At 46.4% G+C, this 15,777-nt stretch carries 15 protein-coding genes; 8 read left to right on the top strand and 7 right to left on the bottom strand.

Annotated features, from left to right (window positions below):
• Positions 1 to 29 precede the first annotated feature (29 nt).
• The 5 genes from ACT6R0_RS02855 to ACT6R0_RS02835 all read left to right on the top strand — a co-directional run bounded on the left by ACT6R0_RS02855 (position 30) and on the right by ACT6R0_RS02835 (position 5,007).
• Positions 30 to 938, top strand: a complete 909-nt coding sequence (locus ACT6R0_RS02855; protein ID WP_444651117.1) for an alpha/beta hydrolase — start codon at positions 30 to 32, stop codon at positions 936 to 938.
• The gene (locus ACT6R0_RS02850) at positions 928 to 1,596 is read left to right on the top strand and encodes a class I SAM-dependent methyltransferase (protein ID WP_444651115.1); all 669 of its coding nucleotides are present in this window, start codon (positions 928 to 930) and stop codon (positions 1,594 to 1,596) included. The genes ACT6R0_RS02855 and ACT6R0_RS02850 overlap by 11 nt, the downstream gene beginning before the upstream one ends.
• Positions 1,593 to 2,360, top strand: coding sequence for a hypothetical protein (locus tag ACT6R0_RS02845; protein ID WP_444651114.1), 768 nt, complete (start codon positions 1,593 to 1,595; stop codon positions 2,358 to 2,360). Before ACT6R0_RS02850 ends, ACT6R0_RS02845 begins: the two co-directional genes overlap by 4 nt.
• A 16-nt stretch (positions 2,361 to 2,376) precedes the next feature.
• The gene (locus tag ACT6R0_RS02840) at positions 2,377 to 3,159 is read left to right on the top strand and encodes a hypothetical protein (RefSeq protein WP_444651112.1); all 783 of its coding nucleotides are present in this window, start codon (positions 2,377 to 2,379) and stop codon (positions 3,157 to 3,159) included.
• Between the two features lie 231 nt (positions 3,160 to 3,390).
• Positions 3,391 to 5,007 carry a M1 family metallopeptidase gene (locus ACT6R0_RS02835; protein ID WP_444651110.1) on the top strand — a complete coding sequence of 539 codons (1,617 nt, stop codon included), beginning with the start codon at positions 3,391 to 3,393 and terminating at the stop codon, positions 5,005 to 5,007.
• A gap of 107 nt (positions 5,008 to 5,114) precedes the next feature.
• Here the strand turns inward: ACT6R0_RS02835 and ACT6R0_RS02830 are convergent, their stop codons facing one another.
• The 4 genes from ACT6R0_RS02830 to ACT6R0_RS02815 form a co-directional block, all read right to left on the bottom strand.
• Positions 5,115 to 5,993: a SecDF P1 head subdomain-containing protein gene (locus ACT6R0_RS02830; RefSeq protein WP_444651108.1), complete on the bottom strand. Its 879-nt coding sequence runs from the start codon at positions 5,991 to 5,993 to the stop codon at positions 5,115 to 5,117.
• Positions 5,994 to 6,004: 11 nt separating this feature from the next.
• Positions 6,005 to 6,718: a hypothetical protein gene (locus ACT6R0_RS02825; protein WP_444651106.1), complete on the bottom strand. Its 714-nt coding sequence runs from the start codon at positions 6,716 to 6,718 to the stop codon at positions 6,005 to 6,007.
• A 415-nt stretch (positions 6,719 to 7,133) separates the two neighbouring features.
• Positions 7,134 to 8,162, bottom strand: coding sequence for an AMP-binding protein (locus ACT6R0_RS02820; protein ID WP_444651104.1), 1,029 nt, complete (start codon positions 8,160 to 8,162; stop codon positions 7,134 to 7,136).
• Positions 8,155 to 9,111 carry a lysostaphin resistance A-like protein gene (locus tag ACT6R0_RS02815; RefSeq protein ID WP_444651103.1) on the bottom strand — a complete coding sequence of 319 codons (957 nt, stop codon included), beginning with the start codon at positions 9,109 to 9,111 and terminating at the stop codon, positions 8,155 to 8,157. The genes ACT6R0_RS02820 and ACT6R0_RS02815 overlap by 8 nt, the downstream gene beginning before the upstream one ends.
• 88 nt (positions 9,112 to 9,199) lie before the next feature.
• Between ACT6R0_RS02815 and arsC the strand changes: the two genes are divergently transcribed.
• Both arsC and ACT6R0_RS02805 read left to right on the top strand, forming a co-directional pair.
• The gene (gene arsC / locus ACT6R0_RS02810; protein ID WP_444651101.1) at positions 9,200 to 9,541 is read left to right on the top strand and encodes an arsenate reductase (glutaredoxin); all 342 of its coding nucleotides are present in this window, start codon (positions 9,200 to 9,202) and stop codon (positions 9,539 to 9,541) included.
• 90 nt (positions 9,542 to 9,631) lie between these two features.
• Positions 9,632 to 12,127: a TonB-dependent receptor domain-containing protein gene (locus ACT6R0_RS02805; protein ID WP_444651099.1), complete on the top strand. Its 2,496-nt coding sequence runs from the start codon at positions 9,632 to 9,634 to the stop codon at positions 12,125 to 12,127.
• A 62-nt stretch (positions 12,128 to 12,189) separates the two neighbouring features.
• On the opposite strand, the gene ACT6R0_RS02800 is transcribed toward ACT6R0_RS02805, so the two are convergent.
• From ACT6R0_RS02800 to ACT6R0_RS02790, 3 genes are all read right to left on the bottom strand, one after another.
• A complete protein-coding gene (locus ACT6R0_RS02800; RefSeq protein WP_444651097.1) occupies positions 12,190 to 12,798 on the bottom strand; it encodes a hypothetical protein in 609 nt (202 codons plus the stop codon).
• 11 nt (positions 12,799 to 12,809) lie between these two features.
• Positions 12,810 to 13,220 (bottom strand): hypothetical protein, encoded by a 411-nt coding sequence (locus tag ACT6R0_RS02795; RefSeq protein WP_444651095.1) that lies wholly within the window; start codon positions 13,218 to 13,220, stop codon positions 12,810 to 12,812.
• 187 nt (positions 13,221 to 13,407) lie between these two features.
• Positions 13,408 to 14,682 (bottom strand): Glu/Leu/Phe/Val family dehydrogenase, encoded by a 1,275-nt coding sequence (locus ACT6R0_RS02790; protein WP_444651093.1) that lies wholly within the window; start codon positions 14,680 to 14,682, stop codon positions 13,408 to 13,410.
• Between the two features lie 299 nt (positions 14,683 to 14,981).
• On the opposite strand from ACT6R0_RS02790, the gene ACT6R0_RS02785 reads away from it, so the two are divergent.
• Positions 14,982 to 15,776: a sulfite exporter TauE/SafE family protein gene (locus ACT6R0_RS02785; protein ID WP_444651091.1), complete on the top strand. Its 795-nt coding sequence runs from the start codon at positions 14,982 to 14,984 to the stop codon at positions 15,774 to 15,776.
• The last annotated feature ends 1 nt before the right edge of the window (position 15,777 follow it).

The following is a 15,777-nucleotide window of genomic DNA, read 5'->3' as shown; positions in this document are numbered from 1 at the left end:
TCCTTATACCTGTCAAAGCAAATGAGCCAATGAAACAAATTATAACACTCCTGCTATTCGGGTTCAGCATTACGATAGCCGCCCAGTCCGAAAGCCGCATTATAAAGGTAGATAACTTCCAGTCCAAATATGTCAACGCCCGCGACGTACAGGTCTGGCTGCCGCCCGGGTACGACGAGAACAGCAAAGAAATGTATCCTGTGCTGTACATGCACGACGGGCAGAATGTGTTCGATAAGGGCAGTGCAGGCTTAGGCGTGGCGTGGGAAGCCGATGATATGGCCGATAAACTCATTAAAGAAGGCAAGGTAAAACCCTTTATTATAGTAACGGCAGCCCATGGCAACAACCTCCGCTACATGGAGTATTTTCCGGAACAAGCCGCAAAACAGTATTTTACGGAAGATGATATGGTCGTGTTTAAAGACCTTGCAAAACAAATGAACGTAAAAGTGAACTGGCTGGCCGACGAGTACCTGCAATTTTTGGTAAAGGAGCTGAAGCCTTATATTGACAAGAATTACAGGACACTGCGCAACAATGCGAATACCTCGGTTTGCGGCAGCTCGATGGGTGGATTGATATCAATGTATGCCATTTGCGAATATCCCGAGGTTTTTGGGCAGGCGGCCTGCGTTTCTACCCACTGGCCGCTGCTTTTCGATAATAACAACATGAAGCCATCGGAGGCGGTGCGCAGCTACATGAAAGACCATTTCCCTTCGCCAAAAGACCACCGGGTGTATTTTGACTACGGTACCGCCACGCTGGACCAATACTATGAGCCACACCAAAAGTTGGTGGACGAGATCATGCGTGCCAAGGGTTTTAATGAAGGTAAGAATTGGGTAACCCGTAAGTTTGAAGGAGCAGAGCATAACGAACAGTCCTGGCAAAACCGCATGGATGTAATACTGGAGTTCTTATATGGAAAATAAGCCTCCCCAACTTACCGAAACGCAATTACGGGAATTTGCCGCCCAGCTCCGCTGCCCAGATGGCGAGGATGGTGTGAAGGTAGGCGAAATGATGAATTTTACCAATGGCAACATGATCGCCAAAGCCATAGATAGCCTTAACCTGGCCTTTGCCAACAGCGTGCTCGAGATAGGACCGGGTAACGGCAGGCACGCCAGGGATATTATCAGCAAGGACGAGAGCATTACCTACACCGGCATCGACATTTCGCCATTGATGGTTGAACAGGCTAGGGAGCTGAATGCCGGACTTGAGAATGTTTCTTTCGAAGTTACGAACAGCAGCAGTATCCCTTTTGGTGAAGGCCGGTTTGATAAGATACTCACCACCAATACCATTTACTTTTGGCCGGATCCACAGGACTATGCCAATGAAATTGCCCGTGTACTGGCCAGGGAAGGCACCGTAACGATAGGGTTTATTCCTGAAAGTACGATGCAGCACATTCCTTTTGCCAAATACGGCTTTACGCTGTACAGCATTGAAAAAGTATCGGCAATAATGGAAACCGCAGGACTGGAAGTGATATCGGCCGTGACCGAAAAAGAATTGGTCATGAGCAATAGCGGCCAGCAGATAGAGAGGGAATTCGTATTGTTCACAGCCAAAAAACCATGAAGCCAACACTACTTTCGTTACTGATCATCCCTTTACTCCCATTACTTTCGCAGCGACCTGACAATGCTGTGATGCACTCTCCTGCGATCGCGACCGATACACTGCATTGGGATACCGAGACCTGCCACTACATTGGTACATTTGACAGATCGAAATACAAAAAGGAACAATTGAGGGGTGCTTTCAGGCTTTGGTTTACCAACAATGCGCTCCAGATAAGCACGAGGCATGTGGTATTAAATGCCAAAGAATATTACAGCTTTGACAGCAAGGGCCAATTACTGAAGCTGGAAAAAGAATATGCCGGAAAGAAAGCAGGCTATGCGGCAATGAAGGTCCCTCCGGGCAGGATATGGAGCGACTTACTGCAAAACAGGATAAAGGATCTCGATGAAACATATGAACTGGCCATGCTTAGCCTCAAAGCGCATTCTAATCCATCAGTACTATTAAAAAACCGGTTTGCACAGCATTGCCCGGAATATATTGAAGCGCTTGCATCGGAAGACACGGAACTCCTGATGGCGGCGTGGCAAAGGCTGAAAGCCAAAAAGGATACTGGCAGTTTTACGGAAAGCGGCTTCAACAACTATAAAAACAGCCTTACACAAGAGATGAAGATAGCGGCTGCAAGGACCGACCTCCTGACCTTTGGATGGTACAACTGTGCCAACAGTCAGATCCATCATGATCTTCCTAATATACCCTACAGTGGGGAATTCGAAAAGCTGTTCCTTTCTGTTGAGGAAGAATGTGATGAATAGTAAACTAACTATCCTGATGAGAAAATACCTGGCCTTTGCACTGCTCCCACTACTCTTTTCATGCAAAAAAGAAGAAAAGCCGTTAACTGTGGAGGCTGAAACCCAAAAGCCAAAAGACACCACCGCTGTGTTCCGCTGGCAGGATGATCTTTGTGATAATAAAGGTACCTACGACTATCGAAAATACACTGTAAGCCAACTGGAGGACACGCGTTTCCTGTCAGGCTGTGCCGGCTCGCTCGACCTCGATGTGACCACCAATATTTCATCGCCAAAAGGTTTTTATACTTTTGATAAAGAAGCTTTGGCAACCGAGCTTGACGAAAGATACAAGGAGTGGAAAGAGAAATATAAGAGCCTCGACATCGTGCCACAGCCTTTTTGGCAAAACCTCAGGAAACAGCTGCTCGCGGCGCTGGATTTGCGCTATGAGCTGAAAAAGATAATGCTGGAAAGCTATGACAACCCACAGATATTATTGGATAACCGATTTGCCTATCAATGCCGCGAATATGGTGAGGCATTAGCTTCCGGAGATCATGAGGCTATCGTGGCGGCATGGAAGGATTTTTACGATGAGAAAATAACCGCGGGTAAAATGCACCCCGATTCGCGTACTTATTTTGAAGAAAAATACAATTCGCCCGACAGGGTGCGCTATGCCATTGCCGACCTTTCTACCTACGCATGGTACAATTGCGCGAACCACCAGATAAAGGATCCCGACAACAATATCAGCTATTTTGGTGAATTTGAGAAGCTGTTCATAAAAGTGGACTCGGAATGCGATGAGCCGTAAAACTTTTTTAACCATATAGATACATAGCTTTAAAATGATGGATATAAAGGTGTACTGAGCAACACAGATCTTGAAGCTTCGCTTCACTATGTTTAACTACATTCGCATTGCACTCAACAGATAAAAGGCCATGAAATCTATGTCCCTATGTGGTTAAATAAGTTTTCAGTCAGTTACTGGTATTGTAACAATTTCATATATTTAGTGACCAATTAGCCAAACACACCAGACATGAAAAACATCTTTCTGATCGCTACTGCCCTTTTCGGGATCGCGGCTTCCGCGCAAAATTTTACCCGACGCGACAGCCTGCAGGGCGGACTGAGGCCTGAACGCACCAACTTCGACGTGCAGCGCTACGACCTCAACATTACCCTCGACCCCGAAAAAAAGCACATTAAAGGCTATAACGACATTACTTTTAAAGTGGTGGAGAATACCAAAAAGATACAGCTCGACCTGTTTGAGAACATGAAGGTGGAGAGCATTGAGCTGAAAGGCAAAAAGCTGGAATACAAGCGGGACAATGATGCCGTTTTCATCACTTTCCCCAAAGAGCTGAAAAAAGGCAGTGAGGAAACACTGCGCTTCAACTACTCGGGCAATCCTACCGTGGCAAGAAACGCACCCTGGGACGGCGGCTTTGTATTCTCTAAAGATGGTAACGGAAAGCCTTGGGTAGGCGTTGCCGTACAGGGCACCGGCGCTAGCCTTTGGTTCCCCGTAAAGGACCACCAAACCGACGAACCCGAACGAGGTGCCTCAGTAAAAGTCGCAGTACCGAATGGCCTGATGAACGTATCGAACGGGCGTTTTTTGGGCAGTACCGACCTGAAGAACGGCTACACACGCTGGGACTGGGAAGTGAAGAACCCAATTAACAATTACACAATAACCCTTAACGTTGCCGATTACGCGCATATACACGATAATCTCGACGGCCTCGACCTTGACTATTATGTGTTAAAGGCAAATGAGGAAAAAGCCCGAAAGCATTTTGAGGAAGTAAAGCCCATGATGGAATGCTTCCAGGCGAAATTTGGCAAATACCCGTTTTGGGAGGACGGCTATAAACTTGTTGAAACGCCTTACCTGGGTATGGAGCACCAAAGTGCCGTTGCCTACGGTAACAAGTATAAAAAAGGCTACCTGGGTGGCGACATGAGCGGTACGGGCATCGGGATGCTGTTTGACTATATCACGATACACGAAACGGGACATGAGTGGTTCGGTAACAGCATTACCTCAAAGGACATTGCCGACATGTGGATACACGAAGGCTTTACCACCTATACCGAATGTGTTTTTGTGGAATGCCAGTTCGGGTATGAAAAGGCAATGAAATATATTACCGGCTCACAAATGAACGTTTCGAACGACAAGCCGGTGATCGGTATTTTTGGCGTGAACAGGGAAGGTTCGGGCGATATGTATTCCAAAGGGGCACTAATGCTGAATACGTTAAGGCACGTGGTAAATGACGATGACAAATGGTGGAAAATGCTGCTGAAATATTCGGAGACTTATAAGAAGAAAGTGATCGATACGCAAACGGTCGTGGACTTCTTTAACACTGAGACAGGCATGGAGCTTACACCGTTCTTTAACCAGTACCTGCGCTACAAAAGCCCTCCCATCCTTCAATTAAAGCTGAATGCGGGCAAACTGAACTACCGCTGGCAAACCGATGAAGCCAATTTCAAGCTGCCTGTAGGGATAACTGCCAACGGCAAAGAAGTGCGCCTGAACGCAACGAACGACTGGCAGTCAGTAGCTACGGAAGCAGCCGACCTGAAAGATGTTATTTTGCAAAAGCAGAAATATTATGTGAAGGTGCAGAAGCTGTAGTTTTCAGGGCTCAGTTTACAGTTCCAGTGTGTCATTTCGACGACAGGTGAGATCTCAAAAAGCGTTTTGTTTATCTGAGATTTCTCCTGTCGTCGAAATGGAAGAACCTAATCTAACATCTTTACTTCTGTAATAAGCACTTCCAATGGTAAGCTGAAGTTGATGCGTTGCGCCATTTCTTCGGCTTGCCACTTATCCATATTGGCGCTGATAGCCGCTTTACCGTTGGCTATGGGAGCCATGAGCATTGGGCAGCTGAGTACGGCATCGCCTAACATAATGGCAACGCACCTGCCTGAATTCTTTTTAGTGAATGCTTCCCAGGTGGTTTTGTACTCTTTTTTAAATTCCAATTGTACATCATGGTGAACTTTGTTGAAAGAAAGCGATGTACGTGCGTCTTTCATCATATTAATGGTGATCGACGGATCCTTTACAACCTTGACCGCGAACACCGGCACAGCGTTAGCATCTTTTTCAGGCATGCCGAATACAAAGGCTAAATCGGCAGGCAGTAGTTTTTTACACTCCGGCATATCTGCGAGCGTCCTGAATTGCACAATGCGGTTTATTGGGCAGGTGCCAATGGATGCGCCGTAAGCAAAACGGTTATTGATCAAATTGTCAAAAGGTACTCCCCAACTTTCGCTGATGGCCGCCATTCCCGCGACCGCGTCCCGGATCTCAGCGACTTCATAGGTCTCGCAGATCGCAAATTTTTCACTGGGGAAGTAATGCGACAACACCTCATTGCCATTACATGGTATTTTTGCGATGATTAAACCATCCTCAAGCTTTATATCAGCCTGCCGCTTTTTATTCTTTACATTTTGAATGAGCCTTTCTACCGTAAGCTTTTTAAGGTCTTCGGGGGCATTGGTGTCGGAAAATGCGGCGGTCACCTGCTGGCAGTACTTTTGGGCATGGCCGTTAAACCCTGAAAACATGAGCATCATGAAGGCAGCTCCACTTATTATTTTTCTCATGGCAAATGCTGTTATGGGAAGAAATAACTCTCAGATTCAACTACATTGACCAGTTTGCCGGTGTTGGCATTAACGTAGTAATCCCTGACAGGATATTCCCCTTCCTCCTTTACCGATGCGGGATGTTCCTGCACCTGCCAGCAGAACGAATCTGAATCGGCATGGTAGGCAATCCCGATCCCCGAAACTACACCTTTGTAACGCTTATCCGCCTTCACTGTTTTCAATGCCTTGCAGACATCGATGAATTTATCGAACGAAGGATTATTTTTTATCGACGGAAACAGATCTCCTGATAGCAGGTTAAGATCATTACCCACAACTACCTCAAAATCATAATCAAATCCTCCCTGCTTCATAACGTAAGCAACAATGTACATGACCTTGTGATCAGATATATTATATAAGTCAGAAGGTGCGGAATCCTCACTCATACCATCAGGATAACGCACGTAAAGATATTTTACCCTGCACTTTTTTGCGAAAGCGGCACCCGAACGCTGCACAATGTGATCTTTGGCCACGGCCATGGCTTTATTGGCATATTCGCTGATACTTGAAGCATAGTGTTTAACACTGCTGTATTCATTATTGACAGCGAAAAACACCATGCTTTCACTGATCTGTTCTTTAACCGGAAAAAGCATCTTGTCGCTGTCCGCGCACTGCGCCATCGATGCTATGGAAAATAAAAAAGATAAGGTGAACGTAAAAAATGCCTTCATTAGGAATTGTCTTATTGGTTGTTTTGGTTATTATTATTTCCGGATCACTTTTGTCCCGGCAAGCATCAGTTTATTTATCATACAAAGTTTCCCGGCGAATGCTATGACCGCTGGTGTTTACGTGCCGATCTACCAAAGCCCTCATCGGAAGGACTGTCTACAGAAAAAGGAAGAATGTCCGGATAGCCGGCAGGAATGTATAGCATCTTCATTAAGGGAATGGTCGATCGATCACAGGCCGAAGATACTATTATTTTTCTTACTTTTATTACTTACACACGGTGCCACACAAGCTCCGGACCTGCAGGTGTACCCTAGATATACGGGCTTTCATTCATTGCCTTCGAATCTTTGGTAAATGCCAACGCCTATACAAAACTAAAGATCTTGCGAAACTGTAAATTATTTTAAAATTTTAATCGCGCTTGATCTTACCCGAACCGGTTTCCTCAAATTTTTCAACAAACAGGATGTCTTTAGGCTTCTCAAATTTGCCCAGCCCTTTGAATGCTGCCTTATCAATATCGAATGCCTCGCCCTCTACAACGAGTACAAGCTTTTCGCCAAGTACCTCGTCGGCAATGCCCTTCACATAAAAGCGCCTGTCGATCTTACCCGACAGCTTTTCCTCTATCTGCTCGGGGAACAATTTCACGCCTCCGCTGTTGATCACGTTATCATGCCTGCCCAGCCAAATAAAGTGCGACTCATCCACGATATCCACCACATCATTGGTTACCACCGGCTCATCGCATATTTTGTATGGATCGATCACCAGGCAATTGCGCTCATCCTTACTGATGTTCACATTCGGCAAAACCGTAAATGCCTCCTCGCCTACCCTTTTTGCGGCAATGTGGGTTATCGTCTCGGTCATGCCGTAGGTCTCGTATATTTCGGTAGACAATGCCGATAGCTTTTCGCTCAGCGCCTGGCTCACCTTGGCCCCGCCGAGTATCAGCTTTTTTACCATGTGTAATTTGCCCAGCGAATGCTCCGCCTGCAGTGGCACCATCGCGGCAAAATCATATTCAGTTTCGTTGCGCTCCAAAGGGTTCGAGCCCGGCGCCACCAGGTCCATGTCCCAACCGAGTATGAAGGCCCTTACCAGCATCATCTTGCCCGCCACATATTGCGTGGGCAGGCAGTGCAGCACCTTAATGCCTGAGCGCAGGCCGAAGAACTCCCCTGTAGCTATTGCCGAGTTGACCATGGCTTGCTTATCTACCCTGATGCGTTTAGGCGCGCCCGTGGTACCCGAGGTCTGCATTTCGATAAAGCTGTTTTGGTCGAACCAGTCCAGGACGAAATCGCCGACCGCCCTTTCATACGCCTCGCCTTCCTTAATGAAGCTGTAGGCAATGCGGCAGAGGTCGTCTTCGCTCAGGTGGAAGCCATTCAGTTTAAAATGGGGGTGCACATAGTGGTAGTCCGGATCATTCATGGGTATGTCCTGTTTGGTTTATTTCGATTTCTTTTTGCGGATAGATATTGCCAGTAAGCTTTTCTTTCCAGCCTTTCCATTTGTATTTATAGCTAAAGAGCAGCAGCAGCAAAGGATAAATAACTACTACCGGAAGTATGATGTCAAGGCCGGCGCTAGGATCAGATACGTCCTTAAATATAGAGTGCGTCTGGAAAGCGGTCCAGTCGGCAGTAACGAGCAATGCGGCAGTAAGGTTATTGGCCGCGTGGAACCCGAGGGCAAGTTCTGTGCCTTCGTCCATAAGTGTCATAATGCCCAGGGCAAAACCGGTACCTATATAATATACCAATGCGATGTAGCCCATTTGCTTTATCTCGGGATTAGCGATGTGCATTACCCCAAAGATCACCGATGTCATAATGAGCGGGAACCAACGGTTCTTTGCCAACAGCCCGAAGCCCTGTATGAGGTAGCCCCGGAATATGAGCTCTTCTACGCTGGTTTGTACAGGGACCAGCAGTATGGCTATGATCGCGAGAATGATGAACTTGCTGGGGTTGAACTGCAGTATGTATTTGCCGGGTTCGGTAAAATAGACAAGCAGTATCATCGCCACGGAGAAAATACCCCAAATGACAAAAGCAAATAATACCCGTTTCCAGTCGATCTTTGGGCGGGAGGTTATTATTTCCCTAAACTCCTGGTGATGCATCTTCTTTACCACGATCCACAGTCCGGCCAAAGCGAAAGCGAATGATAAAAGTATGAGGAACAATGTCAGGTTAAGGTCGAGGTAACGGAGCATTTCTGCCTCATCGGTAGGGATCTCGCCTTTGGACATGGCTTTCATCGCTATAGCGATCACGAAAGGAAGCTGCCCGACAAAGGAAGCCGCAATAACGATCAATGATCCCACAATGTATTTCCAGAATTCATTTCCCGGCTTAAAAGCCTGTGCTATAAACATAAGCAGTAAGGGTTAAATTTTAAGATTAGGTTTGCACTAAGTTAGCCGAATTTCGGTTAATAATGGCTTTCTTTGCAAAAAGAATTTAATGATCACCATTTACCATAAGCCCCAATGCAGTAAGTCGCGCGAAGGGCTGCAACTGCTGGAGGGACTTGACATACCTTTTGCAACTGTAAAATACCTCGACACCCCGCTTTCCAGAGAAGAACTGAAGGAACTCATTAAAAAGCTCGGCATTAAGCCTATTGAACTGGTACGCACCAAAGAAGACCTTTGGAGAGAAAAGTATGCCGGCCGGAAACTTACGGGCTCTCAGGTGATCGCCGCGCTTGCAAAACATCCAAACCTTATGGAACGACCCGTGGTGGTAAACGGCGACAAGGCCGTAATAGCCCGCCCTGCCGAAAGGATAAAGGAGGTCCTTTAACCGATTTAACAAAACTTTAAGCATTAAACATTAAACCTTTTGGCGCATTGAGCGTCATATCACCTAGATCATCTTTTCAAAAAACCTATAATGCATTACTTCAAAAATTCCAGGACATCCGTCTTATTATTATTCCTATTTACTACGTTCTTATCATTTGCCCAGGATAAGCCCGGAAACGTAAAGATAAGCGGTAAGCTCATTGAACAGGATACACAGCTGCCGCTTGAATTTGCTACCGTAACCGTACAGACTACCGACAACGTTACCGTGAATGGCGGCATGACCGATGCCAACGGGGAATACAACATCTCTGTTCCGGCGGGCACCTACAATATCAAGTTCGATTTCATTTCATTCAAGTCGCAGGTAATTCCGGCAAAGCCCATTACCGAAAATACCAACCTGGGCGTTACCCTGCTCGCTCCTGACACTACCGTGCTGGAGGGCGTGGAGATAACAGCCGAGCGCACCACTGTCGACATCAAGCTGGACAAGCGTGTATACAATATTGGCAACGACATGATGGTAAAAGGCGGCAGCGTGAGCGATGTGCTCGACAATGTACCTTCATTATCGGTAGATGCCGAGGGCAACGTAGCCCTGAGGGGCAACCAGAGCGTTACCATCCTTATCGATGGCAGGCCTTCTACCATGGCGGGTAGCAACGTGGCAGACGTGCTGCGCCTCCTCCCTGCCGACTCCGTTGATAAAGTGGAAGTAATTACCAACCCATCGGCGCGCTATGACGCCGAAGGCGGTGGCGGTATCGTGAACATCATACTGAAAAAAGGAAGCGCGGGCGGCTTTAACGGCTCTATCGCGGCCAATACGGGTATACCCGACAACCACGGCATTTCGGCCAACCTGAACTACAGGAGCGAGAACTACAATGTATTTTCGAACCTTGGCTACAACTACAGGAATAACCCCGGTAACTCGCTGAACAACTCGCAGTACCTTGACGATGATGACAACCCTACGCGCTACGTGAACGAGCGCAGGGAGAACGACCGCCTGCAAAGGGCTTTCAATGCCAGTTTTGGCTTTGAGTGGTTCATTGACAGCACCCTTACATGGACCAACTCCATTTCCGGGCGCAGGAGCAGCGGCAGCAATCCTACAGAAACCTATTTTGACAACTTCGATGCCGGCAGGAACTTCCTGAACACCCGTTTCCGTTATAACTATGAGGATGAGAAGGATACCAATTTCAGGTACTCGACCAACCTTATAAAGAAATTCGATAAAGAAGGGCACGAACTGAAGATCGATGCCTCAGTATCGAAAAGCAAGGACGATGAGAACGCTATCATTAATGACATTACCCTGGGCAGCCCCAACATTACCAACAGCAACGAGCGTACCTTCAACTTAGAAAATGAGAACCGTGGACTGGTACAGGCCGATTATGTTCTTCCTTTCGGCAAAGACAGCCGTTTTGAGGCCGGTTACCGCGGAAGCTTTACCAAACTGGAAAACGATGCCCGTGCCGAAACCCTTACCGATGGCGTGTGGGAAAACAACGGCAACTATACCAATTTGCTCCAATACAACGAATATGTGAACGCGCTTTACACACAATACGGCTCTAAGCTGGGCAAGTTCTCCTACCTTTTCGGCCTGCGATGGGAAGACAGCAACATCGACGTGAACCTGCCGAACAGGGGCGAATACAACAACAAGCGCTACAACAACTTTTTCCCGTCGGCTTTCTTTGGGTATGAATTCTCCGAGAACAGCAGCGCCAGCATCAGCTACAGCCGACGCATCAACCGCCCGCGCGGAAGGTTCCTCAACCCGTTCTCCGGCCTTGAGAGTAACATCAACATTTTTGTGGGTAACCCCGAGCTGAACCCTGCGATGACCAACTCGTTCGACCTCGGCTACCTGCACAAATGGAACCGCGTAACGTTAAGCACTTCGGCCTACATGAACATTACCGATGACAACTTCCAGTTCGTAAGGAGGAATAATGGCGTAAGCGCAGACGGTACTCCGGTGACCATCACTACGCCGATCAACCTTTCAAAAGAATACCGCTTTGGCTTTGAGTTCAACGTAAATTATAATCCGTTCAAGTGGTGGAGGATCAACAGCAACTTCAACTTTTACAGGAATGAGACCAAAGGCGATTATACCTTTACGTATACAGTGGATGATGTAGTATTCAACGACTTCCAGGATTTTAATCGCTCGGCCTATAGCTGGACGACAAGGGTGAACTCCAAGATCAACCTGCCGTACAAGATCGACTGGCAGCTGAACGGTAACTATGAAGCTCCGCAAAATACCGCACAGGGCCGCCGTGTGGGTGTGGCTAGCGCCAATACTTCACTAAGCAAGGACGTTCTAAAAGATAAGGCTACCATAGGCCTGAACGTACAGGATATCTTTAACTCAAGGAAAATGAAGAATGACACTTACATTCCGGGCGAGCTGAGGTCGTACAACGAAATGCAGTGGAGGCAGCGTCAGGTCACCCTTTCTTTCACCTACCGCTTCAACATGTCGAAAGCTGACAGGCAGAAAGAAAACCAGCAAAGGCAGCAGGACGGCGGCGGAGAAGAATATATGGGGGGATAATGTTTTGGGATTATTAGATTGTTAGATTTAGATAGTAAGAGGCTTGGAGACAGGCCTCTTTTTTAAGGGTATCTATTCCTTTTTGTGTCTAAAAAATCTCTGTCAATATTTTGAAGGTCATGTTTTGGCAGGGGCTTAAAAATGTATTTCTCATAGACACCATTTTCTATCTGTCGTGCCAGATTTTTATTGAATTTTAATTTAACAGGCGGATAAGGTTTTGCTAACCTCAAAAAGAGTGTATCACCAGAAGGATCTAAATACCCTTCATACTTTGCTTTATAGTGCTTACGATCATGTCCAGGCGCAAAAAATGTGAAATCACCCTCTAAAACCATTTCATTGCCATTATAAGTGAATATTCCGCTATCAGTCCTTTCATTATTACTTCTTAACCCGGTAATAAAATCCTGCCTGCGCCAGTTGCAATGTGGCGATTGTATGACGGCACCGTCTTGAAAAAACATTATGGGGCTTATATATTCATACCGTTCATAAGCCGGCGTATCACAATTTCCTTTAAAAAGATCGTACAGTGTGTAAACACCGTCGAACCTGATCTTATTTTTGGACACTTCAGGCTTGTCAGCCTTGTAAAGATTAATTTTATTTTGGGTTGACCCAAAAAAGCCACTTGCTATAATTAGGAGTATCAGGGCTGTTTTATGCATTCTATCTATTTTTAGTAACCTGCCGGCGCATCATCCGCCTTCCTCTTTACCGAATAATCCTTCTCCATCTCAAAAATATTCTTCAGCCCGTGGTATAATCCGCCCAAGTCGTACGCGTAGCCGCAATTAATTCTTGAAGAATTGTAGGCCGGCTGCGACATATCCATCACAAAACCCGCGTTCTGCCCAAAAAAGAATTTATTGTCGGAACTGACATACACACTGCGCTGCGAGATCTTCTGAGCGTCGAAAGTATACTGGTAGTAGTCGAATACCTTGTTGTAGTTTTTGGAATAGAAAGTAAAATTGGGCCTTTCAAACGCAAGGGGATCATTAATGCTGATGGCGCCCAACCTGTCCGGAACCTGTGCCTGAGCAGTAAAACCAACTGTCAAAACGAAAAACAAAAGATATTTTTTCATGGCGTGGTTGTTTAGTATCCCAAATATAGGGAATTATACTTTTGGTGAAACGGTAATTTCATTGTAGACAATAATGTAGAGACGCAGTGCCTGCGTCTTTACATAATATATCCAGTGGTGATCCGTTAAATTTAAAAACAAAAAGCGCCGGAAAAACCGGCGCTTTTGAAATTGTTCTGTATAGCCATTAAGGGAATATACCCCTTTGCTTGTATGCCAGTTCGATCCTGGTCAGTGCCACTATATAAGCCGCGGTCCTCCAGTCGGTTTTATATTGTACCGATGAGGTAATTACTTTACCGAAAGCTTCTTCCACTTTCTTCCTAAGCTTGACGATCACATCGTCCATCGTCCATATCTCGCCGTTACGGTTCTGAAGCCATTCGAAGTAGCTGCCGATAACCCCGCCTGAATTACAAAGGATGTCCGGGATGATGTCTACGCCGTTAGCCAGCAGGATCTCTTCACCATCGGTGTCAGTTGGGCCGTTAGCGCCCTCAGCAATAACCTGCGCCTTGATAGTACCGGCATTTTCTGAGGTGATCTGGTTGCCAAGTGCTGCAGGGATCACGATATCACAGTCGATGCCAAAGAAATCGGCCGACGTATAGTCCTGCGTGCCTTTATAGCCAGTTATGGTGTTGTTCTCTGCCTGGTAGCGCAGCAATGCCTCTGGGTCAATGCCCTCAGGATTGTATATGGTACCTGTCGCATCCTGTACGCCAACAAGGATAGCGCCATTCTTGTTCATGAAATGGGCCGCCCAGTAGCCTACGTTACCAAAGCCCTGAACGATGTATTTTTTACCTTCAAGTGTGGTGCCCTTAACTTTTGCCCACGATTCCAGCGTCACTACAACGCCAAATCCTGTAGCCCTGTCGCGCCCTTCCAGGCCTCCCGAACCTACCGGCTTACCGGTAACCACGTGCTGGTTCTTGGAACGCTCGGCAGGAGATTTTGTCGACATATACGTATCGGCGATCCACGCCATCATTTGCGCGTTGGTGTTCACGTCCGGCGCTGGGATGTCGTGCTCCGGGCCGATGTTATCGCCCAAAGCAAAAGTAAACCTCCTCGTGATCCTCTCAAGCTCCGATTGCGAGTACAGTTTCGGGTCGATCTGGATACCGCCTTTGCCGCCTCCGTAAGGAAGCCCTGCCAGCGACGTTTTCCATGTCATCCAGGTAGCCAGTGCCCTTGCGGCATCGATATCAACTGTGTGGTGATACCTCAGGCCGCCTTTGTACGGGCCAAGCGCATTGTTGTGCTGTACCCTGTAGCCGGTAAATACCTCTACCTGACCATTATCCATTTTCACCGGAAAATGGACCACGATCTCATTATTGGTTATAGAAAGGATCTTTTTAACGCTTTCATCCAGCCCCATTACGGCTGCAGCTTTTTCAAACTGGTTTTGCACGTTCTCATACATGCCCAATCTGGGCTTTGCTTTTGTTGCCATATTTTTTACAACTGTATTATACTAAATAATTTACTTTCTTTTAAAAAAAGCGTCACAAATATAACGCAAACAAGGTAACTGAATTACAAAATACACAAAAAATAAATCATAAATTTATGATTGCTATAATATTACTCATCAAAAAGCCCGCCAAAATACGCATTTGATAATTTTTAAGGTAATTTTACAACTATAACGTTTTAGTAATCAATGACATACATGCCGCTCCAACTTTTTTAAGCCTGATCGTCAGGTGTAATAAGGGTTTTTGTCATACATTTATGCGCTTAAATTTTATAATGGAATTAGTTGCAGGATATTGCGGTGCATTCATAATAGGACTTACCTTAGGGCTCATGGGAAGCGGAGGCTCTATACTGACCGTACCCCTGCTGGTATATGTATTTGGCATAGACCCTGTTATTGCCACCGCCTACTCGCTTTTCATTGTGGGTACGACCTCGGCTTTCGGCACCTTCAAAAATCACCTTAACGATAACGTAGCCTTCAGGACAGGGCTTATCGTAGCCGTACCATCCTTTATTTCTGTATACCTTACCCGCAAATACATCGTACCGCAATTACCCGCAGTATTTGAGTGGGACGGTTTTTCGCTGCAAAGGGATACCTTCATCATGCTCCTTTTTGCCATTGTCATGGCACTGGCTGCAGCATCGATGCTATTGCGCAAGATCGATGACGAGGCACCCTGTACCGAAAAGAAAATGAAGTATATCGTGGTACTCCCCTATATTGCCTTCATTGGCGTTATCATGGGGCTTGTAGGTGCCGGCGGCGGTTTCCTCATCATACCCATGCTGGTGTTTTTTGGCGGCCTGCCCATAAAGAAAGCCGTAGGTACTTCGCTGTTCATCATTACACTTAATGCGCTCACTGGCTTTTCGGGCGATCTGCAGCGCATTACTGTCGACTGGGCATTCCTGCTGCCTTTAACTATCATTTCGGTTTTTGGTATCTTTGCCGGAACTTATTTGCATAAATTTGTAAATGAAAAGCAACTGAAAAAAGGTTTTGGCTTTTTTGTACTTGCCATGGCCATTTTCATACTTTCGAAAGAGATAATGGGTTATTAAC

Origin of the sequence: Flavobacterium sp. (genome assembly GCF_052437795.1) — a bacterium.
Classification (GTDB): domain Bacteria; phylum Bacteroidota; class Bacteroidia; order Flavobacteriales; family Flavobacteriaceae; genus Flavobacterium.
This window is presented reverse-complemented; position numbering and strand designations above follow the sequence as displayed.